This window comes from Corynebacterium pseudotuberculosis (assembly GCF_002155265.1).
GTDB classification, from domain to species: domain Bacteria; phylum Actinomycetota; class Actinomycetes; order Mycobacteriales; family Mycobacteriaceae; genus Corynebacterium; species Corynebacterium pseudotuberculosis.
The window spans coordinates 2,061,007-2,086,019 of the sequence record NZ_CP021251.1 but is presented as its reverse complement, the minus strand read 5'-3'; the positions used below and the strand labels follow the sequence as shown (position 1 = coordinate 2,086,019).

26 protein-coding genes are annotated in these 25,013 nt (G+C 52.7%); 12 read left to right on the top strand and 14 right to left on the bottom strand.

Features of this window, described 5'->3' with window-relative positions; all coding sequences use genetic code 11:
* The first annotated feature begins 90 nt into the window (after positions 1-90).
* From mca to CpATCC19410_RS09575, 4 genes are all read left to right on the top strand, one after another.
* Positions 91-981: a mycothiol conjugate amidase Mca gene (gene mca, locus CpATCC19410_RS09590; RefSeq protein ID WP_013241579.1), complete on the top strand. Its 891-nt coding sequence runs from the start codon at positions 91-93 to the stop codon at positions 979-981.
* Positions 982-1,299: 318 nt separating this feature from the next.
* Positions 1,300-1,587 carry a hypothetical protein gene (locus CpATCC19410_RS09585; protein ID WP_013241580.1) on the top strand — a complete coding sequence of 96 codons (288 nt, stop codon included), beginning with the start codon at positions 1,300-1,302 and terminating at the stop codon, positions 1,585-1,587.
* 69 nt (positions 1,588-1,656) lie between these two features.
* Positions 1,657-2,454, top strand: coding sequence for an isoprenyl transferase (locus CpATCC19410_RS09580; RefSeq protein ID WP_013241581.1), 798 nt, complete (start codon positions 1,657-1,659; stop codon positions 2,452-2,454).
* Positions 2,451-2,951 (top strand): flavodoxin domain-containing protein, encoded by a 501-nt coding sequence (locus CpATCC19410_RS09575; protein ID WP_013241582.1) that lies wholly within the window; start codon positions 2,451-2,453, stop codon positions 2,949-2,951. Before CpATCC19410_RS09580 ends, CpATCC19410_RS09575 begins: the two co-directional genes overlap by 4 nt.
* Here CpATCC19410_RS09575 and coaA read toward each other — a convergent pair.
* Positions 2,948-3,874 carry a type I pantothenate kinase gene (gene coaA, locus CpATCC19410_RS09570; protein WP_014401086.1) on the bottom strand — a complete coding sequence of 309 codons (927 nt, stop codon included), beginning with the start codon at positions 3,872-3,874 and terminating at the stop codon, positions 2,948-2,950. The two genes, CpATCC19410_RS09575 and coaA, sit on opposite strands and share 4 nt — an antisense overlap.
* Positions 3,875-4,122: 248 nt before the next feature.
* Here coaA and glyA point away from each other — a divergent pair, with 248 nt between their 5' ends.
* Positions 4,123-5,412: a serine hydroxymethyltransferase gene (glyA, locus tag CpATCC19410_RS09565; RefSeq protein WP_013241584.1), complete on the top strand. Its 1,290-nt coding sequence runs from the start codon at positions 4,123-4,125 to the stop codon at positions 5,410-5,412.
* 79 nt (positions 5,413-5,491) lie between these two features.
* Here glyA and CpATCC19410_RS09560 read toward each other — a convergent pair whose 3' ends face one another.
* From CpATCC19410_RS09560 to CpATCC19410_RS09550, 3 genes are all read right to left on the bottom strand, one after another.
* Entirely contained in the window at positions 5,492-7,192 is a 1,701-nt protein-coding gene (locus CpATCC19410_RS09560) for an MDR family MFS transporter (protein ID WP_014401087.1), read from the bottom strand.
* A 68-nt stretch (positions 7,193-7,260) separates the two neighbouring features.
* Positions 7,261-7,890: a TetR family transcriptional regulator gene (locus tag CpATCC19410_RS09555; protein ID WP_013241586.1), complete on the bottom strand. Its 630-nt coding sequence runs from the start codon at positions 7,888-7,890 to the stop codon at positions 7,261-7,263.
* A gap of 238 nt (positions 7,891-8,128) precedes the next feature.
* The gene (locus CpATCC19410_RS09550; protein ID WP_014300594.1) at positions 8,129-8,530 is read right to left on the bottom strand and encodes a DUF5997 family protein; all 402 of its coding nucleotides are present in this window, start codon (positions 8,528-8,530) and stop codon (positions 8,129-8,131) included.
* Here CpATCC19410_RS09550 and CpATCC19410_RS09545 point away from each other — a divergent pair.
* The 3 genes from CpATCC19410_RS09545 (at position 8,529) to CpATCC19410_RS09535 (ending at position 10,640) form a co-directional block, all read left to right on the top strand.
* Positions 8,529-9,224, top strand: a complete 696-nt coding sequence (locus tag CpATCC19410_RS09545; protein WP_014300595.1) for a LysR family transcriptional regulator substrate-binding protein — start codon at positions 8,529-8,531, stop codon at positions 9,222-9,224. The two genes, CpATCC19410_RS09550 and CpATCC19410_RS09545, sit on opposite strands and share 2 nt — an antisense overlap.
* A gap of 136 nt (positions 9,225-9,360) precedes the next feature.
* Positions 9,361-10,002: an LGFP repeat-containing protein gene (locus tag CpATCC19410_RS09540; protein WP_013241589.1), complete on the top strand. Its 642-nt coding sequence runs from the start codon at positions 9,361-9,363 to the stop codon at positions 10,000-10,002.
* 77 nt (positions 10,003-10,079) lie between these two features.
* The gene (locus tag CpATCC19410_RS09535) at positions 10,080-10,640 is read left to right on the top strand and encodes a GNAT family N-acetyltransferase (protein WP_013241590.1); all 561 of its coding nucleotides are present in this window, start codon (positions 10,080-10,082) and stop codon (positions 10,638-10,640) included.
* A 67-nt stretch (positions 10,641-10,707) separates the two neighbouring features.
* On the opposite strand, the gene CpATCC19410_RS09530 is transcribed toward CpATCC19410_RS09535, so the two are convergent.
* The 4 genes from CpATCC19410_RS09530 to glpX all read right to left on the bottom strand — a co-directional run bounded on the left by CpATCC19410_RS09530 (position 10,708) and on the right by glpX (position 15,738).
* On the bottom strand, positions 10,708-12,282 hold the full coding sequence (locus CpATCC19410_RS09530) for an MDR family MFS transporter (RefSeq protein ID WP_013241591.1): 1,575 nt from the start codon (positions 12,280-12,282) through the stop codon (positions 10,708-10,710).
* A complete protein-coding gene (locus tag CpATCC19410_RS09525) occupies positions 12,279-12,929 on the bottom strand; it encodes a TetR/AcrR family transcriptional regulator (RefSeq protein WP_013241592.1) in 651 nt (216 codons plus the stop codon). Before CpATCC19410_RS09525 ends, CpATCC19410_RS09530 begins: the two co-directional genes overlap by 4 nt.
* 131 nt (positions 12,930-13,060) lie before the next feature.
* Positions 13,061-14,464, bottom strand: coding sequence for a class II fumarate hydratase (locus CpATCC19410_RS09520; RefSeq protein WP_013241593.1), 1,404 nt, complete (start codon positions 14,462-14,464; stop codon positions 13,061-13,063).
* A gap of 263 nt (positions 14,465-14,727) precedes the next feature.
* Positions 14,728-15,738 carry a class II fructose-bisphosphatase gene (glpX, locus tag CpATCC19410_RS09515; RefSeq protein WP_013241594.1) on the bottom strand — a complete coding sequence of 337 codons (1,011 nt, stop codon included), beginning with the start codon at positions 15,736-15,738 and terminating at the stop codon, positions 14,728-14,730.
* Between the two features lie 297 nt (positions 15,739-16,035).
* Here glpX and CpATCC19410_RS09510 point away from each other — a divergent pair, with 297 nt between their 5' ends.
* Positions 16,036-16,605: a DUF4245 domain-containing protein gene (locus tag CpATCC19410_RS09510; protein WP_013241595.1), complete on the top strand. Its 570-nt coding sequence runs from the start codon at positions 16,036-16,038 to the stop codon at positions 16,603-16,605.
* A gap of 52 nt (positions 16,606-16,657) precedes the next feature.
* Here the strand turns inward: CpATCC19410_RS09510 and CpATCC19410_RS09505 are convergent, their stop codons facing one another.
* Positions 16,658-16,954: an exodeoxyribonuclease VII small subunit gene (locus tag CpATCC19410_RS09505; RefSeq protein ID WP_013241596.1), complete on the bottom strand. Its 297-nt coding sequence runs from the start codon at positions 16,952-16,954 to the stop codon at positions 16,658-16,660.
* A 51-nt stretch (positions 16,955-17,005) separates the two neighbouring features.
* Positions 17,006-18,247, bottom strand: a complete 1,242-nt coding sequence (xseA, locus tag CpATCC19410_RS09500) for an exodeoxyribonuclease VII large subunit (protein WP_013241597.1) — start codon at positions 18,245-18,247, stop codon at positions 17,006-17,008.
* Between the two features lie 99 nt (positions 18,248-18,346).
* Between xseA and CpATCC19410_RS09495 the strand changes: the two genes are divergently transcribed.
* Positions 18,347-19,372: a 4-hydroxy-3-methylbut-2-enyl diphosphate reductase gene (locus CpATCC19410_RS09495; protein WP_013241598.1), complete on the top strand. Its 1,026-nt coding sequence runs from the start codon at positions 18,347-18,349 to the stop codon at positions 19,370-19,372.
* A gap of 64 nt (positions 19,373-19,436) precedes the next feature.
* Here CpATCC19410_RS09495 and CpATCC19410_RS09490 read toward each other — a convergent pair whose 3' ends face one another.
* Both CpATCC19410_RS09490 and CpATCC19410_RS09485 read right to left on the bottom strand, forming a co-directional pair.
* On the bottom strand, positions 19,437-20,324 hold the full coding sequence (locus CpATCC19410_RS09490) for a DUF6542 domain-containing protein (protein WP_014300597.1): 888 nt from the start codon (positions 20,322-20,324) through the stop codon (positions 19,437-19,439).
* 75 nt (positions 20,325-20,399) lie between these two features.
* Positions 20,400-21,974, bottom strand: coding sequence for an AI-2E family transporter (locus tag CpATCC19410_RS09485; RefSeq protein WP_013241600.1), 1,575 nt, complete (start codon positions 21,972-21,974; stop codon positions 20,400-20,402).
* A 133-nt stretch (positions 21,975-22,107) separates the two neighbouring features.
* Here CpATCC19410_RS09485 and ychF point away from each other — a divergent pair, with 133 nt between their 5' ends.
* Entirely contained in the window at positions 22,108-23,193 is a 1,086-nt protein-coding gene (gene ychF / locus CpATCC19410_RS09480; protein ID WP_013241601.1) for a redox-regulated ATPase YchF, read from the top strand.
* 104 nt (positions 23,194-23,297) lie between these two features.
* On the opposite strand, the gene merB is transcribed toward ychF, so the two are convergent.
* Positions 23,298-23,822 (bottom strand): organomercurial lyase, encoded by a 525-nt coding sequence (merB, locus tag CpATCC19410_RS09475; protein WP_014300599.1) that lies wholly within the window; start codon positions 23,820-23,822, stop codon positions 23,298-23,300.
* A gap of 31 nt (positions 23,823-23,853) precedes the next feature.
* A complete protein-coding gene (locus CpATCC19410_RS09470) occupies positions 23,854-24,393 on the bottom strand; it encodes a DUF488 domain-containing protein (protein WP_013241602.1) in 540 nt (179 codons plus the stop codon).
* Positions 24,394-24,569: 176 nt separating this feature from the next.
* Here CpATCC19410_RS09470 and CpATCC19410_RS09465 point away from each other — a divergent pair, with 176 nt between their 5' ends.
* Positions 24,570-24,956 carry a zinc ribbon domain-containing protein YjdM gene (locus CpATCC19410_RS09465; RefSeq protein WP_014401090.1) on the top strand — a complete coding sequence of 129 codons (387 nt, stop codon included), beginning with the start codon at positions 24,570-24,572 and terminating at the stop codon, positions 24,954-24,956.
* Positions 24,957-25,013 lie beyond the last annotated feature (57 nt).

The window sequence follows — 25,013 nt, the reverse complement described above, 5'->3', positions numbered from 1 at the left end:
CCGATGAATCCTCTTTTGTACCTACAACTCCGACTAAACTGCAGCTTTATAATTGAAGGCTAAAAGACTAGCTAGGAAAGGATCACTCCGATGCGTAGGCTAAGACTCCTTGCCATACATGCTCATCCTGATGATGAGGCCAGCAAAGGTGCTGCGACAATGGCAAAGTACGCCGCTGAGGGGTGCGACGTACTCGTTTTAACCTGCACTGGTGGTGAGAGGGGAGACATCCTCAATCCAGCTATGGACAAGCCAGGAATCTTAGAAAATATGGCGCAGGTGCGCAGACAGGAGATGGCTGAGTCGATTCGCGCCTTAGGCGCTCAACACCGTTGGTTGGGCTATGTGGACTCAGGTTTGCCGGAGGGAGACCCACTGCCTGCACTGCCGCCAGGCTGCTTTGCTCTTGCTGATACCGAGGAAGCAACAGATAAGGTTGTTGCGGTGATTCGAGAATTCCAGCCGCACGTGATCATTACTTATGATGAAAATGGCGGTTATCCTCATCCAGATCATCTCAAAGTCCATGAAGTATCTATGCGTGCATGGGATCTTTCAGGGCAAGCTTCCTATAAGCCGGAGCTTGGGGCGGCGTGGAATCCGCTCAAGCTGTATTACACGCACGGCTTTATCCGTCAACGCATGCAGATGTTTCACAATTTGCTGATTCAGGAGGGGAAAGAAAGTCCGTATGTGGATATGCTCGAGCGATGGCAGGTTCATCGGGCGGACATTATGGCGCGAGTAACCACTCAAATTCGATGCGACGATTATTTTGAGCATCGCGATGCGGCCCTGCGCGCGCATGCTACGCAGATCGACCCCGCAGGGGCTTTCTTTGGCACTCCGGTGGCAGATCAGCGGCGTTTATGGCCTACGGAGGAATTTGAGTTGGCAAGGACACGAGTGACCACTGCTATCCCAGAGGATGATCTTTTCGCTGGAATCGACGCGTCATATAAAAAGATTGAGCGTGTTTAAACGGATTATGGGTTAACTCACAGTCAAGCAAAGCGGTACGGTTAGGTGAGGCTATTAGCTTAAGCTTTAGATGTGGCCTGTGCTTTTAGACGATGTGAGTAGGACATGCAGAAACGTCTTGGATAGTCGTGGGCTCACAGGATCTTGTCCAATAAAAGTGCGTTTTCTATGGAAGTGAGTCCGCGCTAGAATTTATCAGTTCCCCTGTAACGCAGCATTGCAGGAGTGTGGGAACGCGTATGTTGAAGTAATGCAGGAGATCCTCATCGGATGCAATTGGTGGGGTGATGTGACAGTGACTATGAGGAGACCTCTTAGATGAATACGGTTGATCCATCCGGTGCGATCACCTACCTCGCTCAAACCATCACTGGTCCGGTGGGTTCTGAATTTGGAAAAGCCTCTCCAATTGGATGGTTTGTTTTGATTGCATTGCTCATTGCTGTGCTTTACATCGGCTGGGCGTTTCGGCGTCGATATACGCGTCTTCATCGGCGCAGATTATTTGCAGAAGCGCACGGGATCGATCTTTTTGATGCCGATGCGCTGGATAAAGCTATGGCTGATGCTGGAGTTCTTGACCGTGGGAAGAAGTACTGGTTCTAAGCTGGCACACTGTCGGCGGTGCGCTACTGCGTTAGATGGCGCCCTTGCTTAAGAAGGCGGAGCAACAACATGAAAGAGATCCTTACATCGCCACTCAAGGCGGCGCTACAGGTGGTGCTCTACCCATTTTATGAGAAGCGCTTACTAAGAGAGATCGCAGGTGCTAAGCAGCCTTCACATGTTGCCATCATGTGTGACGGTAACCGTAGGTGGGCGCGCGAGGCCGGTTTTGCCGACGTTACTCATGGACACCGCGTAGGTGCTAAAAAAGTTGGAGAAATGGTCCGGTGGTGTAAGGACACCGACGTGGAACTGGTGACGGTCTATCTGCTTTCCACAGAGAATTTGGGCAGGGCAAGCGATGAGCTCGATATGCTCTTTGACATCATCGGCGACGTGGTGGATGAGCTTGCAGCTCCAGAAACTAACTGTAGGCTACGCCTAGTAGGGCATTTAGATTTACTTCCGCCGGAGGTTGCCGAGCGCATGAACTATGCGCAGGAGAAGACTGCTCATAATACTGGTGTGGCAGTGAACGTTGCGGTGGGCTATGGCGGACGCCAGGAAATCGTAGACGCGGTGCGCGAGCTTATTTCGGGCGAAGTCGAGTCTGGTACAGAGCCGGAAAAAATAGCAGATAAAGTCACCGTGGAGTCTATTTCTAAGCATCTATACACCTCGGGGCAGCCCGATCCGGATCTGGTCATTCGTACCTCCGGAGAACAGCGGCTGTCTGGTTTCCTCCTGTGGCAAGCAGCCTATTCGGAGATTTGGTTTACAGACACATACTGGCCGGCCTTCCGGCGCGTTGATTTTCTTCGCGCGCTTAGGGAATACTCCAAGCGTAGTCGCAGGTTTGGCAAATGATCCATATCAGGTTCCACTCCGTGTATGGCTCAACCAAATACTATGCTGAGGCATTAGCTCAAGCAGTAGGAGCCCTCAGCATCGAGGCGCTTGACGTCCCCATTCCTAGCGACGGACTCCCCGTGGTAATCCTCAGCCCAGTCCATGGCCCGAGTATCGCCGGTATTAAAGTCGCGCAGCGATACCATGAAACTCACCCGATCGCGCTTGTAGCCGTAGGAATGACGCTTCTCGACGTCGCCCAGAAACGCGATCAAATGCGGAGTTCTGCCCCTGAAGACTGCGCGCGTTTTTATCTTCCGGGGAGGCTGGATTATTCGCAGCTAAACCCTGCGCACAGGGCGGCAATGACGTCACTCGTAGCGTTTCTGAAGGCTAAGCCGCTGAAGAATGCCAACGATAAGAGCATTATCGTCGGGTATAACAAAACCGTGGATCATGTGGACGTCGATAAGCTAAAACCTGTCATACAGTGGGCGCATAGCGCGGCTTCCTAAATTTTACGCATCCTTACGCGACGCACTTTATGGTTGGAGTCTTTTCCAAGCACTAGGGAAGCCCGCACTCGCGTAGGAAGAATGTGCTCAACCAGATTAGGAAGATTGATGGTCTGCCAGATCATACGGGCCTCATTAACCGCTGCGGTGTCGGACATGTCTGCGTAATGAGAGAAATGTGCATTTGGGGCACGAAATGCTGACTGCCGCAGGTGAAGGAAACGGTCGATGTACCATCTTTCGATGTCTTCGATAGCGGCATCTACGTACACGCTAAAGTCGAAAAAATCGCTGACCGATAGTGTTGGGCCAGTTTGGAGTACGTTGAGTCCCTCCAAAATTAAAATATCTGGCTGGCAGATTGTGGCTACCTGATTTTCCACTCTATTGTACAGCGTATGGGAATATAAAGGTGCTGTGACGTGGTGTTTTCCGGATTTTACGTCGGTGACAAAGCGCAGTAGTGCACGTTGATCGTAACTTTCCGGGTAACCTTTCCTACCCAAAATCCCACGTTTTTTCAGTTCATCTGTGGGATAAAGAAAACCATCTGTGGTGACCAGATCGACCCTCGGATGCTCTTCCCACCGCTGCAGGAGTACTTGGAGCAGACGCGCAGTGGTGGATTTTCCCACAGCAACAGAACCTGCGACTCCGATAATGAATGGAACGTGGGCGGCCTCTTCTCCTAGGAAGATCTCAGTTGCAGCAGTTAACTCTTGGCGCGCTTGAACCTGCAGATGGATGAGGCGACTCAGAGGCAGATAAACTTCCGCTACTTCTTCCAGATCAATGTTTTCACCGATTCCTCGTAGCTCGATAACCTCTTCCTCGGTGAGAACCTGGGGCATAGACATACGGAGATGCCGCCAAGAGTCGCGGTCGAAGTCAAGGTATGGGCTGGAATCTTTCGGGCGAGCCATGACGTCTATTGTGCATGGCAGTGCTCGCCTCCCCGAAATTGGTGGGGCGGAATTTCAAAGTGTGTTCAGTTGCACATAACGTAATCCATGACTGTGAAAGAGAAGTAAAGCCAAGGCTGCGGCTGCTTTTCCAGCCAAAATCTGTTGTGAGCCTAGTGATTAGTTAGAATTACTCGCGTAGTGCCCCTACCGACCACACTATGAGCTGTTGGTCGGCTACATAATGAGAAAGGTGAAGTGGTCCAGCAATGACAGACGACATCCGCAACCAGTCGCTGAGCGAATTGGATCCCGAAGTTGCAGGTGCTATTGCAGGCGAGCTCGATCGCCAGCGATCCACCCTTGAGATGATCGCTTCTGAGAATTTTGTGCCGCGTGCGGTTTTGCAGGCACAAGGCTCCGTATTTACTAACAAATACGCAGAAGGCTACCCAGGCCGCCGCTATTACGGCGGTTGTGAAAACGCGGATATCGTAGAAGATCTGGCACGTAACCGTGCAAAAGAGGTCTTTGGTGCGGAATTTGCAAATGTCCAGCCACACGCAGGGGCACAAGCAAATGCTGCTGTGCTTATGGCGTTGGCTAACCCAGGCGACAAAATTATGGGGCTGTCGCTGGCACATGGTGGGCACCTGACCCACGGCATGCACCTTAACTTCTCCGGCAAGCTCTACCAGGTCGCCGCATATGAGGTCGATCCAGAGACATTCCGTGTTGATATGGATAAGGTGCGGGAGCAAGCGCTGGCAGAGAAACCACAGGTATTGATCGCTGGTTGGTCCGCATATCCACGTCAGCAGGACTTTGAGGCATTCCGTTCGATCGCAGATGAGGTCGGTGCCAAGCTGTGGGTAGATATGGCTCACTTTGCTGGTCTTGTTGCTGCTGGGCTGCACCCAAGTCCGGTTCCCCATGCAGATGTTGTTTCTACGACAGTGCATAAGACTCTAGGTGGTCCGCGCTCGGGCATGATCCTGGCTAAGCAGGAGTATGCGAAGAAGCTCAACTCTGCGGTTTTCCCAGGCCAGCAGGGTGGCCCTCTCATGCATGCTATTGCGGCCAAGGCTGTGGCCATGAAGATCGCTGCTACTGAGGAATTTAAGAACCGTCAAGAGCGCACCCTTGAGGGCGCAAAACTCATCGCTGAGCGCCTAGTTTCTGCCGATTGCAAAGCCGCCGGCGTGGACGTTCTTACCGGTGGTACTGACGTTCACTTGGTTTTGGTGGACCTGCGTAACTCCCAGATGGATGGACAGCAAGCAGAGGATCTTCTACACGAGGTAGGCATTACGGTGAACCGCAATGCCGTTCCTTTTGATCCTCGTCCGCCGATGGTTACCTCTGGTTTGCGTATCGGAACTCCTGCGCTGGCAACTCGTGGCTTTGACACCGCCGGCTTTAGTGAAGTCGCGGATATCATTGGTACGGCGCTCGCTCAAGGCACAAACGCCAATGTCCCTGAGCTATGGGCACGAGTGACCAAACTAGCTGAGCAGTACCCACTTTATGAGGGACTAGAGGACTGGAAGCTCCTCTAATCTGCACAAAGTGAGCTAAAGAAGCCCCCGACACCGCACGATTTTTGGCGCTGGTGTCGGGGGTTTGAGCATTGAGGTTTTAACCTTTGCTCTCTGACGTAGCCGTCGTAGATTCTTTCAGTTCGCTTCCGAACTCTGTCGTGGAAGGCTGCTGCGAGATGGTGGCGTCGCGAAGCTTCTCATGTTTGATTAGCGATACCAGGACGAGTGCCAAGGCTACAAGCGGCATGAGAATCACAAATACTGGAGTAAGAGCATCGTTGTAGGAAGAGACAAAAGCATCGTGCACGGGCCCAGGTAGCTGGTGTACAAGCGCAGGAGTGATTTCATTAGAATCAAGCCCGCCTTGTCCCGCTAGAGCTTGCTGTTGCTCAGGTGGCAGCTGCTGGATAGCACCCGGGAGTCGTTCAGCCATGAGCGAGGAAAGGTTTCCTACAAAAATCCCACCGACAAGGGCGGCACCCAAAGACGCTCCGATTTGACGGAAGAAATTGTTCACGGCGGTTGCGGAGCCAACAACTTCCATTGGGAGTGTGTTTTGCACGATGAGCACCAGGACTTGCATGGACAATCCCAAGCCAACCCCGAGAGTAAAGAGGTAAAGTCCGATCTGCCAGAGGGGGATGCTGGTGTGGAGCGTGTGGAATAACGCGAGTGCACCGAGGGTAACTAGCATCCCGATGATGGGGAAGTGACGGTACTTACCAGTTTTTGCGATGCGTGTGCCCGACCAAATAGAAAGTCCCATCATGCCGACCATCATGGGGATCATCATGTAGCCGGCTTCGGTGGCAGATATGCCCGATACCATCTGCATATACGTAGGTAAATAACCTAGGACACCAAACATGGTGATTCCCAAGACCAATCCAGCGGCCGTGGTGAGCGCAAAGTTACGATTGGTAAAGAAAGAGAGCGGAATAAGAGGATCAGTGGCCTTGAGCTCAACTAAAACTAGTAATCCTGCAGAAAATATCGTGGTGATAATGAGTCCGATGATTAGCGGATCGGACCACTCATATTGAGAGCCACCCCAGGTAGTCACAAGTATTAGAGAAACCGTGGCGATGATCATAAAGACGGTTCCAAGATAATCCCATGTAAAAGGCTTCTTTTCAAGGGTAGGGATGCGGAGGAAATAGATCGCAATGGCAACTGCGATTGCTCCAAGGGGGAGATTCATCCAAAAAGCCCACCGCCAGCCGATGCCTTCCGTAAACCAGCCGCCTAGGAGGGGGCCGAGGACAGCGGATAGCCCAAAGATTCCTCCCATCCATCCCATATAGCGTCCGCGTTCGCGGGCGGGAATAATGTCGGCGATGATCGCTTGGGAGAGGATCATGAGTCCACCGGCGCCGATCCCCTGGATTGCGCGTCCGGCAATGAGCATGGTCATAGTGTGGGCCATGCCGCCAAAGACGGACCCGATGAGGAAGACGATGAGTGCTCCGATGAAGAGCCCCTTACGTCCGATGAGGTCGCCAAGTTTGCCATAGATTGGCAGCATGACTGTTTCTCCGACCATGTATGCGGTGATAACCCACATCATGTGGTCTACGCCGCCAAGCTCACCGACGATGGTAGGGAGGGCCGTGGAGAAGATCATTTGATCCAGGCTGGAAAGCAGCATGGATACCATGAGCGCAGAAAGCACCCACCAAGCGCGTTTTTGTTCCTCGGGAGTCATGCTTGATTCCCGCTTTGCTTTGGGGCGTCGTAGCGAAGGTTTTTGGTTTTTCTGATTGCTGATGTCTGCCGAATCGGCGTCAATGGTGTTCATGGGAAAGTCCTAGAGGGGGTTAGAAAGGCGTCTTGATACGGGGCTGGTAAGACGCAAAACGAGGGGGATTAAGAGGTGGTTCGGAAAATGTCCTGGAATGCGGAGAACATTTCTTTACTGGACTCGCGAAGCTGCTGAGGCGAGGGGTAGTCGTTATTAAAAGACTGAAAACCAAGCTTGATAGTGATGAATGCGATACCGCAAAGCACTGCGGCTTCTCGTTTTTCTTCGAGCTTTGTTTTTCTGGCAGCCGGGTGGGCTCGAAGATACTTGGTAATAAGTTTTTCCAACTCAGAATTTATCTGATGAAACCGAGCAAAGTGCTGTTGCATGAGCACGGGATCTTTCTCCCAGATCTCTTTGCGACGTTTTTGTATAGAAGCAGAAAAATATTCATCGCGAGTGGGATCAAAGATGAGTTTGACCAGCAAATCAAGGACTGCAGTGGGAAGATCCTCAGGCGCTGTGGAGAGGAAAGACGCTTTTTCTTGTGCTGTAGGTTTTCGCGGACCAGCTCCTAGGACAGCATCGTCTTTTGTTGCGAAGTAGTTAAAAAACGTTCGTTTGGACACCCCGACGGGTTCGCATATTTCCTCAACCGTGACATTGGAAAATCCACGTTCTAGTACAAGACGCGTTGCACTATCCTCGATAGCTTGATGGGTGCGTATCTTTTTTACTTTTCTGTGGGATTCCATTGGTACGGCGCGGTTCCCGCAGGCATTCCTATTAATTTTTGCCACGGAATGTGAGAATACGCCCGAAACTGCATAGAGTGCAAAAATTCATCAAGTGAATTTGTCGGAAGAAAGATATTTTGGTGACATATCACACTTTTATTGCTGTTTGGCGTAGGTCAGCTGGCTGAATTTGGAAAAATAAAACGGCTGAAAAGGAGATAACTTTACCTTTTCAGCCGGCAGTAGGGTGCTGGAACTAGTCCTGGTTATCGTTGGACTCGTTGCGTGAGTTGGCCAGGGTGGTGCGTGCGGTACGTAACCAATCGGGCTGGTTTGCTAATAGTTCCTTGATATCGGCGGTGGTCAAAGCCTTATCCATGTCGTTGCGTTTAAGCGCAGTGATGGTGACGCCGAGTTTTTGCGCGACAACTGGGCGCGGATGCGGTCCCGTGCGGCGTAATTCTTGTAGCCACTCAGGAGGATTATTCTGCAGCGCTACAAACTCTTCATGGGTGAGAGCGTTAGCTTGGAACTCCTCTGGAGTGGCGGGCAAATAGATGCCCAGCTTCTTCGCTGCGGTCTGAGGCTTCATGGCTGTGCCAGACGGCTTGCGTACAGATTCTTCATTCACGTGTTCAACGGTAGCATTGTTTTCCATGATCAGCTTAAGTTTTGTCATTGGTACCGAGCCGGACAAGTGGCTGCGCCGATTTGACGATCGCACCCAACACGGTGGAATTCATAGCGCAGCCTCGTCTGATCCTGTGACACAGCTGCTCGAAGATACCGTGGATGTAGCCTTAATAAGGCTGCCGGATTCCCGCATTGACGGCAATGCAGATCTGCACGTGGTGCGGTTATATCAAGAAAGCATGGGGATAGCCCTGCCCAAGGAACATACCTTGACACTCCTGGATGAGCTTTCCGACGCCGATCTGGAAGGTGAGGTTTGTAATTATCGCATCAGTGATGCTTTGGAAATAGACATTGATGAGCTGCGGCCTGCTTTGCAGATTGTGGCTGCGAACGTGGGCTACGCAATCGCACCCCGTCCGCTTATTAAGGCAATGAGCGGGAAGCTCATAGAGCATCGCGACTTCATCCCTCCTACTCATGTGGGTCAGACTTCCATAGCCTTAGCATGGAAAAAGGACCGCGATGCAGAAGACATTCAAGATTTTGTGGGGATTGCTAAAGGCCGAAAGCTCAATTCCTCCCGCCAATCAGGCGAAAAGAAGCTCAGTGCTCGAGAGAAGAGCCTGGCCAAGCAGCAGCGCAGAGAAGCGGATAAAAAAGCAAAGGTACAGCGACCGAGAGTGGGGAGGAAAACGAAGCCACGTGGGCGTCGATAAGGCACCACAAACATGTAACCGTTGGGTCTCGATCTGTTAACGATTGATGGGGTTGGTTGCTAAAAAGGTTAATTCGCATCCACAATCGGCGACGCGACATATATGTATTACGGCCTAACACACAGAGGGTGATTTTATGTTTAAAGACGGTCTTCTAGCAGGGAAAGGGACGCATGTCTTAGCAGCTGGCCTGGTCCTTGCAACAGGACTATCTGCATGTTCATCCGTAACGGAGAAGGCTGATAATGCGGGACCAGCTTCAAGTTCTCCGCTGCCAGTTAACGCGCAACCGCACGGTACCGTTTCAGCTGATGCGCCCTCAGAATCGGGGAACTCTGTAGAAAGCACAGCCGGTGCCTCCGCATCACCCGCGCGTTCAGATCTTCCCCGCGGTGACGATGACGATGATAGTGCGTTGACCCAGTTCTTCCTGCCTAACGGAACAGCTATACAGATTCCCTCAGAGTTGGCAGAAGAAATAGGTAAAGCCCGGAACTTTGGGGCTCTCAAGGACGTCGAACATGTTGGCGGGGGCACATATATGGCCTCATTCGAGGGCGGACAATACCTTGTGTACAAAAACGGGGATGTAGAACCTGTGGTAGGAAAAATCGCAGAAACATGGATTGCACAGGGTGGCGTAGATTCCGATCTCGGGGCACCGCTTGACGACGAAGAAGCCATCTCCCGGGGCTGGACTCAAACTTTTGAAAAAGGCACGATTTTATGGACCAGAGATGGGAATGGGGAATACTCAGCAGAAATACGGAAGAAATAAAGCGTTCAAGCTGAGGGTTTTAGGGGAATTTATATCCCGAGTGGCTAACCTGGCCCCGATTAGACAGAATTGAATACATGCACACAAAGGATTTCTATATCCGGCCATTGCGTCGGACGGACTTTGGGCAGGTTCAACAAATCTATCTTCTCGGGTTGAACACTGGACATGCCTCCTATGAAATTGAGGCACCCAGTTGGGAAAAGTTTTCGGGGACTAAGATCCCCGAGACGCTTTTTGTTGCCGTAGATACGGAAAACGACTCGAAAATCCTAGGTTGGGTATCCGCAGCTCCTATCTCTTCACGCTCAGTATTCCGAGGAGTCGTGGAAGATTCGATCTACATTCACCCTGATGCTCGGGGACGAGGGGTTGCCGGAGCCCTCCTGGATAAGCTTATCGACGTGTGCCAAGGCCTGGGAATGTGGTCCATCCACTCGTGGATTTTCCCAGAAAATGAGGGTTCCGCTCGGTTACATGAATCCCGAGGATTTGAAAAGGTAGGAACCTTAGGGCACCTGGCAAAGATGACGTATGGCGAAATGGCAGGGCAATGGCGCGACACTGATATTTGGGAAAAGCTCCTTCCTAAGCCGGAAATAGACGATCACACTGCCGCTGCACTAGACCTCAATTGAGAGTTTAAAAAGACTGCATCTACAACAAGATGCAGTCTTTTTCTATGGGGTATGAATCCAAAAGCGGTTAGGTTTTAGGCTTTATTGTTTCGATTGTCTCGGCTAGCTTCTGTTCCTTGATCAAGGAAAGAAGTACCACCGCTACCAGCGAGATCGGTGCAATGAGTAAAAAGACGGGGGTTAAGGCATCGTTGTAGGATACGGCGATAGCATTTTTAATAAGGTCGGGTAGAGAAGCAACTACTGCCGGGGTGAGTCTGCCGCTGCTTTCTAAAATGTGGAATTGGGCAGGATCCTCTCCTAGTCGCATCGCTTGTTCGATGCTGGGAGGAAGATATGTTGACATCTGGTGACTGAGATTGCTTAGGAATATAGATCCAATGAACGCTGCGCCTACCGCTCCTCCTACTTGTCGGAAAAAGTTGTTGGTGCCGGTGGCCGTTCCTACTGAGGATAGCGGGAAAGAGTTCTGCACGATAAGTACCAAAATCTGTACGGTGCTTCCTATCCCAACACCAAATGCAAAAAGATAGCAGCACACTCGCACTAGGGAATCGTCGAAGGACAGAGAGCATAAAAGAACAAGCGCTATAGAAGTAATGACCTGCCCGATGAGAGGGAAAATCTTATACCGCCCAGTCTTTGCCACTAGATTTCCCACAGCGATTGATGCTGCAATAAGGCCGCCCATCATAGAAATCATGATGAGCCCGGCTTTTGTCGGCGTCATGTGGTGAACCATCTGAAGATATGTGGGCAAATACGCCATAGAACCAAACATGATAATTCCAACAGATAAACCAGCCCCCGTGGTGAGGACAAAGTTCCGATTTTTAAAAAGCGTAAGAGGGATAATCGGATCTGGAACGCGTAGTTCTATGAAAACAAAAAGCACGGTGAATACCAGCGTGCATAGGAGTAAGCCAATGATCACTGGATCGCTCCACGCATAGTCGTGCCCTCCCCATGTGACAGAAAGAACCAATGACGTAGTGGCTAACGCCATGGCGAGAGCTCCCCACCAATCAAGACGGAAATCCCTTTTTGCGCTGGGAAGCCTGAGTAATAAAGCAATCGCCACAATGGATACTGCTCCGATAGGGAGGTTAAACCATAAGCCCCAGCGCCAACCGGGGCCGTCTGTAATCCAACCTCCGATAACTGGGCCTAAGACGGAGGAAACTCCAAAGACCATCCCCATGAGACCCATGTATTTTCCGCGTTCTCGCGCGGAAGTAACTTCTGCAGTAATTGCTTGAGATAGCACCATTGACGCACCTCCAGCTACACCCTGAATTGCCCGAGCTGTGATGAGGACAGACATGGAATTAGCTAATCCGCCTAGGAGAGAACCTGCCATGAAGAGTGCGTTAGCAAAGAGGAAGAGCGATTTTTTATTAATAAGGTCGCCCATTTTCCCAAAAAGCGGCATGGCAATAGTCTGCCCAAGGAGAAAGGCTGTAATTACCCAAGACATATGGTTTACTCCACCAAGGCTGCCAACGATTGTTGGTAGGGCGGTGGAAAAAATCATTTGGCCAAGCGAACTCATGAGCATGCTTAACATGAGTGCCCCAATGATCCACCCGATGGGGCGATCGTGCTGTGGCTTGCGTTCGCGGTTTTTAGTGGAAAGAGTCATGAGCTTTTCTTTGCAAAAGTGACAAGAATATCCAGGGCATTAAAACAAGCATGGACTAGGTCGTCGTAGCTTCCAGCGTTATCGGAGGCCCATTGGCGATATCCCATAAGAATGGCGGAGATAACTATCCGGACCATGGCCTCTGCCTCAATATGTGCCGGCATGTCTAGAACACGCAGGTCGGGATAACAGGTGAAATACTCTACGACGATTGCAGAGAGCGCTCTTTGAAAATTGGTGATTTTTTGCTTTGACCAGTTGACATGCTCTGGATTCTTTTGGCTGATTATTTTTCTACGGCGAAGGAGTTCAGCTCGAAGTACTGCGTCTGTGTTTTCTCCGGAAAACGCATTATTAAGGGCTAGCGACATTAATGCATAGGTTGGGTTGTCATGCCTTTTACCTAGGAACTCAGAGATTTCTTCTGGTTGAGGAGACCGTGGAGTATTGCCAAATACTGCGATGTCTTTTGAGTCAACATAGTTGAAGAAAGTGCGTCTAGAGATGCCAACTGCGGTGCAGATGTCCTCTACCGTGACGATGTCTAGCCCTCGGTCAAGGACGAGCTGGGTGGCGTGATCCTCGATTGACGCATATGTTTGCCGTCGTTTCCGTTCGCGCAGCGGTAGATCGGAGAAATTCACCATAAAAGTAAACTTAGTGCAATAATTTACTCTGTGTAAAATTGTGGTGGTAGGTAAGGCGTAAACAGCATTGGAAAGACAAAAGCCAGGAAAGTACGGTGAGTACTTTCCTGGCTTTGAAGTGGGTCTGCGTTTTACTTATCGCGATCCGTGTTGCACATCGCTAGGACGTCGAGACGCTTGTCCATCTCTTCTTCCGTGAGGTTTTCACCATCCACAAATCCAAGATCAATGACTGTCTGGCGGATGGTCTTGCCCTCCTTGAGGGCTGTCTTGGCTACCTTGGCTGCATTCTCATAGCCGATGGCAGAGTTGAGTGGGGTCACGATCGAAGGTGAGGACTCTGCAAGAGTCTTCATGCGTTCTTCATTTGGCTGAATGCCATCCACTAGGCGGGTGGCAAAGATGCGTGCCGTGTTAGCTAGAAGGCGAGAAGACTCAAGTACGTTGCGTGCCATCATAGGGATGAAAACGTTGAGTTCGAATGCTCCCTGGGCGCCGCCAAATGCAACAGCGGCGTCGTTGCCTATAACCTGAGCGGCCACCTGAGTGGCGGTTTCACACAGAACTGGGTTGACCTTGCCTGGCATGATGGAAGACCCGGGTTGCAGATCAGGCAAGTGGATCTCGCCGAGGCCTGTGAGGGGGCCGGAGCCCATCCAGCGAATGTCGTTGGCAATCTTGGTTAGAGATACCGCGATAGTGCGCATTGCGCCGGAAAACTCCACCAGCCCATCTCGAGCCGCCTGAGCCTCAAAATGATTTACGCAAGGACGTAGCTCATTAACGCCGGTTAGGCTGACTAGCTCGGCAGTAACCTTCTCGCCGAAGTCGGCGGGGGTATTAAGGCCTGTGCCAACGGCAGTTCCTCCGATAGGTAGCTCTCCTAGTCGGGGAAGCGTAGCCTCGACTCGCTCGATTCCAGCCTCGATCTGGCGCGCATAGCCGGCAAACTCCTGCCCCAAAGTTACGGGGACGGCATCCATAAGGTGGGTACGACCGGACTTAACAACGTTTTCCCATTCCTTGGCTTTTTTCTCCAAAGACTCCTGAAGAACTTTTAGGCCGGGGATTAAGTCTGTAACTGCGGCCTCGGTTGCTGCAACGTGGGTAGCAGTGGGGAAGGTGTCGTTGGAAGACTGGCCCATGTTGACATGGTCATTGGGGTGTACCTCAACGCCAGCTGCATGCGCAATGGAGGCGATGACCTCGTTGGCGTTCATATTGGAAGAAGTGCCGGAACCCGTTTGGAACACGTCAAGGGGGAACTGTGCGTCGTGTTTGCCCTCTGCAACCTCTTTAGCTGCGGCGATAATAGCGTCTGCCTGTGCCGTATCGAGTAGGCCACGATCCTTGTTTACCTGTGCACAAGCTGCTTTGAGCAACCCCATTGCGCGGATCTGTGCAGATTCCAGTCCACGACCTGAGATAGGGAAGTTCTCCACAGCGCGCTGAGTCTGTGCTCGCCATAGGGCATCAATCGGAACCTTTACTTCACCCATGGTGTCGTGCTCAATGCGGTACTGCTGCTCAGTCATGAATGATCCACCTTTGTAGATACGAATTTTCTCTTGGTCGTGGACACCGTCCTGGCGTAGAGACCCGATATGCGGAACAGAAAACGGGAGGACGATGTACTCACACGAGTACAAGTATGCCGAAAAAATCTGCTGTATGTGGCTAGGATATGATGCTCGCGGGTAATGTGACGCACTTCAACGTTGGAATACCGCAGCGTGGGGGTAAAAGCCACGGTGGCCTAGCCGTGCTGTTGGCTAGACCACCGTAAGAGCAGGGAGACTTACTTAGTCACCTTGGAATAATCGACGATCGAGTATTCCTGTAATTTTTGCAGTTTATGAGAAGACTCGATGTAGCGGATTGTTCCAGACTTAGAGCGCATCACAAGGGAACGTGTGGTAGCACCATTTGCTCGGTAGCTTACGCCGCGGAGCATATCTCCATTGGTCACACCGGTTGCCACAAAGAAACAGTTATCGGAGCTGACTAAGTCATTGGTGAGTAGGACCTGATTGAGGTCGTGGCCCGCACTACGTGCTCGGTCAGCCTCTGCATCGTCACGAGGAGCGAGCACGCCTTGAATCTCTCCGCCCATACACTTCATTGCACATGCAGTAATAATGCCTTCAGGGGTGCCGCCTGTACCCATCATGATGTCCACGGAGTTGGTCTCTTGAGCTGCTGCTACAGCGCCGGCAACGTCGCCATCACGAATGAGCCGAACCTTTGCGCCTGCCTCGCGGATGTCCTTAATAAGGTCCGAGTGGCGAGGACGGTCAAGAACCACGACAGTAACCTGGTCGGGTGCGATATTCTTTGCTTTTGCTACGGCGTTGATGTTGTGAGCAACTGGTGCCTCGATGTCGATAGAGCCAGCGGCTTCGGGGCCTACGGCGATTTTCTTCATGTAGAAGACTGCAGACGGGTCGTACATGGAACCACGTTCTGCGGCAGCGAGCACGGAGATCGCATTGGGGCGGCCCTCCGCCATAAGCGTTGTGCCGTCGATAGGATCTACGGCGATATCCACCTCAGCGCCCTCGCCGGTTCCCACGTTTTCACCGTTGAACAGCATCGGAGCTTCGTCCTTTTCCCCCTCTCCGATAACAACAACGCCGCGCATCTGGACCGAATTAATGAGTTTGCGCATTGCATCGACGGCCGCGCCGTCACCTTCGTTCTTCATTCCACGACCGACCCATCGCCCTGAAGCTAAAGCGGCGGCCTCGGTGACACGCACGAGTTCAAGAGCTAGGTTACGGTCTGGAATTTCTGGATGAAGGTTGGTCATGGGGGAGCCTCCTGTGGCGCCTGTATATTCTGCAGAAATTTAACGAGCCCTTCCGCTGGGATGTTCCTAACGGGGGATTCTTGATACCCATACATTCTTGCACCCTCTTGCCTTGAGGTGGTTGACCAGCACACCCGAAAGTATGGAAATGTGATCCCTTATGCAAAATTAAACCAGTGAGGCGGGCATTGCACTACGGATGTAGGGGGAGCTATTCAAGAAAATAGGTAGGGAAAGAAGCGACCAGGAAAGGACTTCTTCATACGATCGTGGCTTAGTCATGCCATACTGTTGTGCGTGGCTGTGGAGAAACCTCGTATCTATCAGAACGGCAGAGATATTGTTTTGTCTCTTGGCGTGATCCTTCTTGTTGCTGCTCTCAGCATTGGTTTTACCGGAATGTGCAGCTTTAATAAAGGAACGCCGGAAAATGGCCCTGTCCATGCCGTTGATGCACAAACGTATCTGCATCTTGAAGCTCGCAGTATGGGCTTTCCAGTGCGTTACCCAGGTGAGATCCCCGGGTGGGTGGCTAATTCAGCGCGCCGGGATGACCTAGGGGGAACCCCCGCGCCGGTCGTCGGCTGGGTGATAAATGGCGCGTCTTTTATCCAATTGGAGCAGACTGGCCTGAGCGAGAAAGACGCCGTTGCCGCATTTGATTCGAACGTTCGGGAGAAAACTGGCTCTCACGTTGTAGAAGGGATTAACGTTGCGGAATATACCTCCGAAGAGGAGGGCGTGCGCATGCTTTGGGTCGCCGACCTAGGCGATTCCCGCATCCTAGTCAGCGGCGCTGCACCCAAGGAACAATTTGATGAGTTAATTTCTCGGGTTATAAAAGCAGAGCCGATTTCTACGCAATAGGATTGAAGAAGCTTTACGACGCCCCCAGAAGTCTTTTTCCCTGATGGAGAGGCTATTGGGCGGTATCCTCCTGTTCTGCAGCGGCGTCCTGTGCTGCAACAGTTTTTTCTGTTTCCATCTCTAATGCTTGTTCCACGCGGTGCGCTGCTCCAGCCAAATGCTCCTCGCAGCGTTTGGCAAGGGCTTCGCCGCGTTCCCAATACTTGAGGGACTCGTCTAGGCTCATTTGGCCGAGTTCCAGGATACGAACAATCTCCGCTAGCTCGTTGCGGGCTTGCTCATAGCTGAGCTGTTCAATGGCAGTGAAGGCGGCTTCGCCGGTTCCGTGCCCAATCACGTCGCTATTCATCAAAGTTGTCCTCATTTGTTATTCATCTGGATAAGAGCGTTGTGCATAAAACTAATCAGCAGGTGAAGTCTGCATGCTTGCGGCAGTGATCGAGCCGTCCGAAACCCTAATGCGCAGCTGGCTGCCGGGAGGAGACTGATCGATCGTTGTTACCACCTCAGGTGGCGTGCCATCTCGTGGAAGGACCTGAACCACTGCGTAACCACGAGCGAGCGTGGCTGCGGGACCAAGCGCAGAGACCTGGCCACGCAGCGCGCCGATCACAGATCGCTCATTATTGAGCTGGTAAGTGATTTCCTTGCGAATAGAGGCGAGCATTCTGTTGAGGTCTTCGGTGTGAGATTGAACCATAGACAACGGATCTGCGAGAACCGGGCGGGAACGCAGGGCTTGGATCATATGGTGCTCGCGCTGAACCCAGCTGCGCAGTGCTGCGGCACTACGGGAGCGCAGTTCCGCTATCAACTCGCGTTCTGCGATCACATCGGGAACTACTCGCTTGGCGGCGTCGGTAGGCGTTGCCGCCCGAAGATCTGCAACGTTATCTAGAACTGGATTATCGGGCTCATGGCCGATCGCAGAGACTACCGGGGTAGTAGCTGCAGCAACCGCGCGCTGAAGGGACTCCTCGGAAAAGGGAAGAAGGTCTTCCACTGAGCCGCCGCCGCGGGCAATGATGATGACGTCGACAGTGGGGTCGGCATCGAGCTGCTCTAGCGCTGAAATAATCTCGGTTACTGCTCTGGCTCCTTGGACCGCGGTGTTCCTAACCGTGAAGGTGACTTCCGGCCAACGAGATTGAGCAACAGCAAGAACATCTCGTTCAGCTGCTGAGCCTCGACCAGTGATCAAACCGATGTTTCTGGGTAAGAAGGGGAGAGGTCGTTTGAGGTGGGCGTCGAAAAGCCCCTCCTGTGCGAGTTGCTGCCGTAATCGCTCGATGCGGGCGAGAAGCTCTCCTATACCTACGGGGCGAATGTCTGTAACCCACAGTGAAAAAGAGCCGCGACCCGTATAAAACGCGGGTTTTCCATAGACCACAACTCTGTCGCCATCGGCCAGAGGGGTAGTAAGCGAACGGATAAGTTGAGTTGGGCAGGTGAGCTGGACGCTGGCCTCGGCCTCAGGATCGCGAAGGGTGATATAGGAAAATTTCCAGCTCGGTTTCACATTGAGCTGTGTGATTTGTCCCTCGACCCACAGATGTCCGAGCTTTTCAATCCAGCCTTTTACCTTGGCGTTGAGCTCGCGAACCGGCCATGCGTGCTCCGGAGCACTCGGCGAACTAGCCACGTATGGCCTCCATCTTCATTTCGCTGTAAAAGATATGTTCTTGTAAAAGCATACGGCACAGTGCCTTGGTAAATTGCGCAGTGGTTTAAGCTAGTCGTCATGACATCACCCGACCAACGCCCACATGATGCCACTGCTTCTAGCGCGAGCCATAGCCACGGAGATGGCAACACCGAAGGTAAACGTGTCCTAGTAGCGGCTCCTCGCGGCTATTGTGCCGGAGTAGACCGAGCTGTAGAGACCGTGGAACGTGCTTTAGAAAAATATGGCGCGCCCGTGTATGTACGTAAAGAGATCGTCCACAACCGTTACGTGGTTGACATGCTTGCTGATAAAGGCGCCATCTTTGTTGATGAGACAGACGAAACTCCCGAGGGGGCTAACCTAGTCTTCTCAGCTCATGGTGTCAGCCCGGCTGTACACGAGGAAGCGCGCCAGCTCAGCCTGAAAACTCTTGACGCCACATGCCCCCTTGTGACAAAAGTCCACAATGAAGTCAAGCGCTTTGCTCGCGACGGCTACCACATCCTTCTTGTGGGGCATGAGGGCCACGAGGAGGTAGAGGGCACTGCAGGCGAGGCTCCCGACGTCACCCACCTAGTCGACGGGGTTGAGGGTGTGGCTGCCCTCCCAGATTTTTTGGACAATGAAAAACTGATCTGGTTATCGCAAACCACGTTGTCTGTTGATGAGACCATGACGATTGTGAATAAGCTGCATGAGAGGTTTAGCCACCTCCAAAACCCTCCTAGCGACGACATCTGTTATGCCACCCAAAACCGCCAGGTAGCGGTAAAAGCTATCGCCGAGGAATCCGATCTGGTGATCGTGGTTGGCTCGCAGAACTCGTCCAACTCAAAGCGATTAGTCGAGGTCGCGTTGCAAGCAGGTGCCAAGGCATCGTACTTGGTGGATTACGCCCACCAGATTGATCCTGAGTGGCTTAACGGGGTGACCACAGTGGGATTGACCTCTGGGGCATCAGTTCCGGAGATCTTGGTCCAAGGAGTCTTGGAATATCTAGAGCCATTCGGTTTTACTAACGTCAGCGAAATTACTACCGCCGCAGAAAAGATCACTTTCGCTTTGCCTCGCGAGCTGCGTCCGCCCCGGGTCAAAGACTAAAACATAAAATTACCCCCCTCCTAGTCGCGGGTTTGTCTTCCTGCGACTAGGAGGGGGGTGTTTGTTAGCTATAAAGATCGTCATCAAAACGCCGGGTCTTGCGGCGTGATAACTCAGGATCTATGAGCTTACGCTCCGGCATAGGACGCTCGGGAGGTATTCGCCGGGGTTGAGGCTGCGGCGTCTGGTTTCTTTGCGGTATGCGTTCAGCGCTTGGACGACGTTGCTCTGTGTGGGGGACAGCGTCTTGAGCAGTCGTTGAACGGGGACGCGGTGCATAGGTGCGGGGCACGCGTTGTTCCGGATCGTGCAGCGATGGACGCGGGGTTCTTGGCCTGTGGGGTTGTTCGCGATTACGACGCATGAGCTCGTCGACAGTGACTTTTGAGCCTGTGGCCTCACCGCGATTGCGTTGGGCCTGAGCACGAGCTTTTCTCGCCGCACTGCGGCTGCGGTTGTTGGCTTCGGTTTGACGCATCCTGTTACTCGCATTGACGTTGGTGATGCGTTTTTCCCCACGACGCAAGAGCATAACGCGTGCAACAGCGATGAGTGCCGCCCCTAGAGTGACAGCGATAAGCAGCGGAAAATGCTGCGTCAATGGATATGCAGCTGTGATGACCTGAGATCTGCGGATTGGAGCGCCATCTGCTGTATTGGCTTGCACTAGAAACCAGCCGGTAGCAAGAACCGCGATGGCATAGAGCAACGGAATACTTGCGACCATGAGGAAGAGCCCTCGAGGTTCAGTGAGAAGCGTAAAAACGATAGCAAAGATGGCAAAGAGCGCTAGGAAAGGCCATCCAATGACACCCGTAGAGAGCGTGATCAGTAGTCCAGTGATCAACGCGGCCGCGAGGATCGACATCGATGACCACACAGAGATGCCGAAAAACTGCCCCGATGCTTGTTGCGTTGGGGCTTGATGGCGAGTTTCGGACGTTTGTGACACGTTTGTTATCTTACGCAACGAGTGCGATCTTAGGAATTTAATAAGGTTGTGTCGTGGGAATGATGAAAGATATCTTTATTTATGTTTGCCAAAGAAATGAATAAGGTCGTTTAGCTTATCTAGCGCAGAAATAGCCCCTGCCCTGGTGATGCCTTCATCGGGGAGCTCAGCGTGAGAATCTTCAGCCTTGTGGTTTTGTTGTTCGCGGCGGCGTTTTTCTAGTAGCTCTTTCCCGCGACGCTCGCCAAACTTTCCGGTGATGGAGCCGGCCGTAGTAACAAAGGTGATCTCATCGGCTGATTTCTCGCCGGCTCGCAATGCCGTCATATCTTGGAGATATCGGAAGAGTACAGCGATCATTGCGGCTGCAGGAACGGCCAGGAAAGCCCCCATGATTCCAAAAATCCCGCCACCCACAGTCACGGAGACCAAAACGATCACTGGGTGCAGATTCATTGCTCGCGATTGAAGCAAGGGAGAAAGGACATTGCCCTCTAACTGTTGAACCGCAATAACGATACCCAGCGTGATGATGGCCTTGGTAAGCCCCAAGGATACAAGCGCCACTAAAACGGCGAGGGCACCAGCAACAAACGCTCCGATGATGGGGATAAAGCCGGCAATAAAAGTAAGCACTGCAAGGGCTAAGGCCATGGGAACGCCGAGTAGGATAAGGCCGGCTCCGATGAAGATGGCGTCGACAAGCGAAACCAGGGCCTGCGCGCGGACAAAGCCCCCGAGTGTGATCCAGGAGCGGGTGAGAAGCTCAGTAAGGTGCCAACCCGCGCGTTTGCCCACGATGCTGCGTAACCAAGGTAAGAATCCTTCTCCGTCTTTGAGAAAAAAGAATGTAAGGACTAGGACCACACCGATAGTTACTAAGACGGAGGTAGCTATACCGATGCCGGAAAAAATCTCGCCCGCGATGGTCCCGCTTTGCCGTTGGAACCATTGCACCGCAGTATTAACGCGATTGCCGAGTTCATCTGAATCAAGATTGAAGGGTGGCCCCTGAAGCCAGAGCTGTACTTTTTGGACTCCTTCAAATGCCTGGAAGTACAAAGTTTGTGATTGACGGGCTATATCAGGGGAGATAACCCAGATGAGTCCGCCGAAAAAACCAAAGCTGGCAAGAATACTCACTAGCGCGGCAAGACCACTGGGAACTCCTCTTTTGCGCATCCAAGCCGTGGGGGCCCACAACACTGTGCAGACAATCAGTGCCAAAACAACAGGGAGAAGACCTCGCCAAAATTGTTTGATGAGGTACCAACCGGCAAAGCCTGTCGCCGCAATGATGAGAATGCGAATGCACCATTGGGCTAAGACTTTGACCCCGTCGGCGATAATTTCAGAGCGGTCAATATGGGTGCGTTCGGAACCCGGCTCGAGCTCCTCAAAAATGGCTGTTGCCTCCGCGTCCGGAACAAAGCTTGCCGACGATTCCTCGTGGGGCACTGGAGAATCGGCGTTTTCTGGTGGAGGTGCGGGTTGCGAGGAAGGCGAACGTAAGGAACTTTGGCTCCTTCCGGCATCTTCCGGATCGAATAATGCCTCAAGCTCTTCTGGCAGAGGGTTTGTGTTCGAGGGGTCCTGGGGCGAAGTATTCGAAGTCACAACAACATTGTGCCTTATATGCAAGGTTTGCATCAGTGCGGACCGCCGTAGCTACCCTCTTTTCCGCCTATATAGATTCGACTTTCACAAATAAAAGAATAAAAGCAGAGGGGTTTCCGGGCGCGCACGTTTGGGCTTAGGAACCGGGTTGCTAGGATGTGAGCCTGTGAGCCTAACACTTGGAATCGTCGGCCTGCCTAACGTTGGCAAGTCCACCCTTTTTAACGCCCTGACCCGTAACGACGTCCTCGCTGCAAACTACCCGTTTGCCACCATCGAGCCGAACGTCGGCCTCGTCGAGCTTCCCGACGTCCGCCTGACCCGGTTAGCCGAGATTTTCGGCTCCGAGCGCATCCTGCCCGCGACTGTCTCTTTTGTGGACATTGCCGGCATTGTGAAAGGCGCATCTGAGGGTGAGGGAATGGGCAACGCCTTCCTAGCCAATATCCGCGAAGCCGACGCGATCTGCCAGGTGGTGCGAGCATTTGCCGATGACAACGTGATCCACGTTGACGGCAAGGTTGATCCCATGGCAGATATCGCTGTGATCAACACCGAGCTGATCCTTGCAGACCTGCAGACCATCGAAAAGGCTCTGCCTCGTCTGGAAAAGGATGCTCGCAAGAACAAAGACTTGGCCGAGGTCGTCGAAGAGACCAAGAAGGCACAAGCCGTGTTGGAAGATGATCGCACGCTGTTCAGCGCCGCAAAGAACGGTGAATTGGATCTGAGCAAGGTGCGCGAGCTCCATCTGATGACGGCAAAGCCCTTCCTCTACGTCTTCAACTCCGACGAAGCAGTGCTTACCGACGACGCACGTAAACAAGAACTCGCCGCCCTCGTGGCTCCAGCTGACTGCGTCTTCCTAGACGCAAAGACTGAAACAGAGTTGCTCGAGCTCGAAGAAGACGAGGCCATGGAGCTGCTTGAATCCGTAGGACAGACCGAGCCCGGACTGCATTCCTTGGCTAAAGCCGGGTTTGCCACCCTCGGCTTGCAAACCTACCTCACCGCGGGCCCCAAGGAATCCCGCGCCTGGACTATTCACCAGGGCGACACAGCTCCTCAGGCGGCCGGCGTGATCCACACTGACTTTGAACGTGGCTTTATTAAAGCCGAGATCGTCTCTTTCGCAGACCTCGATGCCGCTGGTTCCATGGCTGAGGCCAAGGCTCAGGGTAAAGTCCGTCAAGAAGGCAAAGACTACGTGATGGTCGACGGCGACGTGGTGGAGTTTAAGTTCAACGTTTAGGCCCGGTCTGGCCGGCGTTAAAACGGCTTTGGATGATCGTCTCGCGCTATTTGTGCACCTAAACTAGTGCGGGACGATTAGCAGGGGGGGAGGCGTTAGTAGCCTCAAAGGGAAAGACTGAGATCGCTGCTCTTTATTGTGTTTGTGCGTATATCTAAGGCGAAATCGGCGGCAATGGAGTTTGCGCGATCGACGCTGATGGCGACGGTGGGACGGGGTTGGAGAGGGGCCCAATGGCGATAGTGCTCTATCGTCGGGAAAAGATTTGCAAAGGGGCAGAACGCCTCTGTGAAATGGACGCCGTTCTCGTCGCAGGCAAGCGGGAACGAAACGACGAATTCTGGGCTAGCGGTGAGTGTGTTGCTGATAAGCGAGACATTCAGAGGGGCTGCTGCCAAAGGGGGTCGGCTTTCGACTTGAACGTCGCAGGCGAAGAGCCCAGCCAAGATGAAAGTGTCGAGTACGCACCAGGTGTACACGCTGGCCCCAGTGGATAGGTGTGCCAGGTGGGGTGTGGGATTCGGCGAGATGAGGCGGTCGGCGAGCTGTTGAACACCGCCGTCTGTGTGGCCTTTGAGCAGAATATGTAGGTCGCGTGCGGAGGGTGAGAGCGATTTTACTGAGTGCATTCACCGAGGCTATCACTATTGATAATGATTGTCAGTGATGTGGATAGCGCACTAATCCGTCATCGCCGACTACTGCGCCTTGGTTAAAGACGGCGTCGATAAGCGTGGTTCCGTTTTTGGTCTGCCCCATGATGTGGTGCACCCGGTCGCCGCGTGCCAAGAGATGGTCGGCGATAATTCGTCGGTGGCAGCGCCACCACACGGCCTCGGAACACATTATTGCTGTGGGAGCGTCGGCAGCGAATGTGCGGAGCTCCTCCAAAGCTTCGTTGAACTCTGTGCCGAGCGCATGGTCAGCGTAATTGTGAAAGCTTCGGTTGCGCCAGTTGCCGTTGACCTCGAAGGGGATGGTTGTGGAGACGTTTCGCCGGCCTGCCAAGCCCTCGAGTCGTCGATAAGCGATACCGTGGTCCGGGAGGGCTTTGCCTAGGTGCTCATCATTGAACCACGGATACTTGCGCGAACCGGGCAATTTTCGGACGTCGATGAGGGTTAGGATACCCGCTCCTTGCAGGATTGTGACGAAGTCCCGGAAGTCGAGATTTGAATGTCCGACAGTGAAGATATCCATCAGACCAGGCTACGCGCTTTTGTTCGCGATACTCGGGCGAAGAGGACGGAACCTAGTTACACAAGATAAAGCTTGTGTTCGACTGGGGCTCTGCAGAATCTCGGCGCAGGGGTTCTGGTCCATAGATTATAAGGCGTTGCTATAGCTAATCCTATGAGAAGTTAAAACTTGGAGGGATGTCGTGTAATTTAAATTTAATGTTTGATCAACTTCCTCCGTGCCCGGAATGTTCGGAGTCATATACCTATGAACAGGGTGCGCTTCTCGTGTGTCCGATGTGTGCTTATGAATGGACTCTCGCCTCGGATAATGATGACAAATCGTTGTCGGCAGAGAGCGAGGGGATTCGCGATGCCGTTGGTAATCTGCTTGTCGACGGCGACGCAGTGACGGTGGTCAAAGGCCTGAAAATCTCTGGCGGCGGGGGTGGCGCTATCAAGGTCGGGACTAAGGCTAAGAACATCCGCCTACTCGATCCGCCTGTGAACGGTCATGATATCGACGCGTCTGTGCCCACCCTTGGGCGGATCTATCTGAAATCCTCGGTAGTTAAAAAGGCTTAAGCCGAGGTGCTGCGGAGGGAACAGAACAATCTGCTCCCTCCTACCAACGCTCTACGT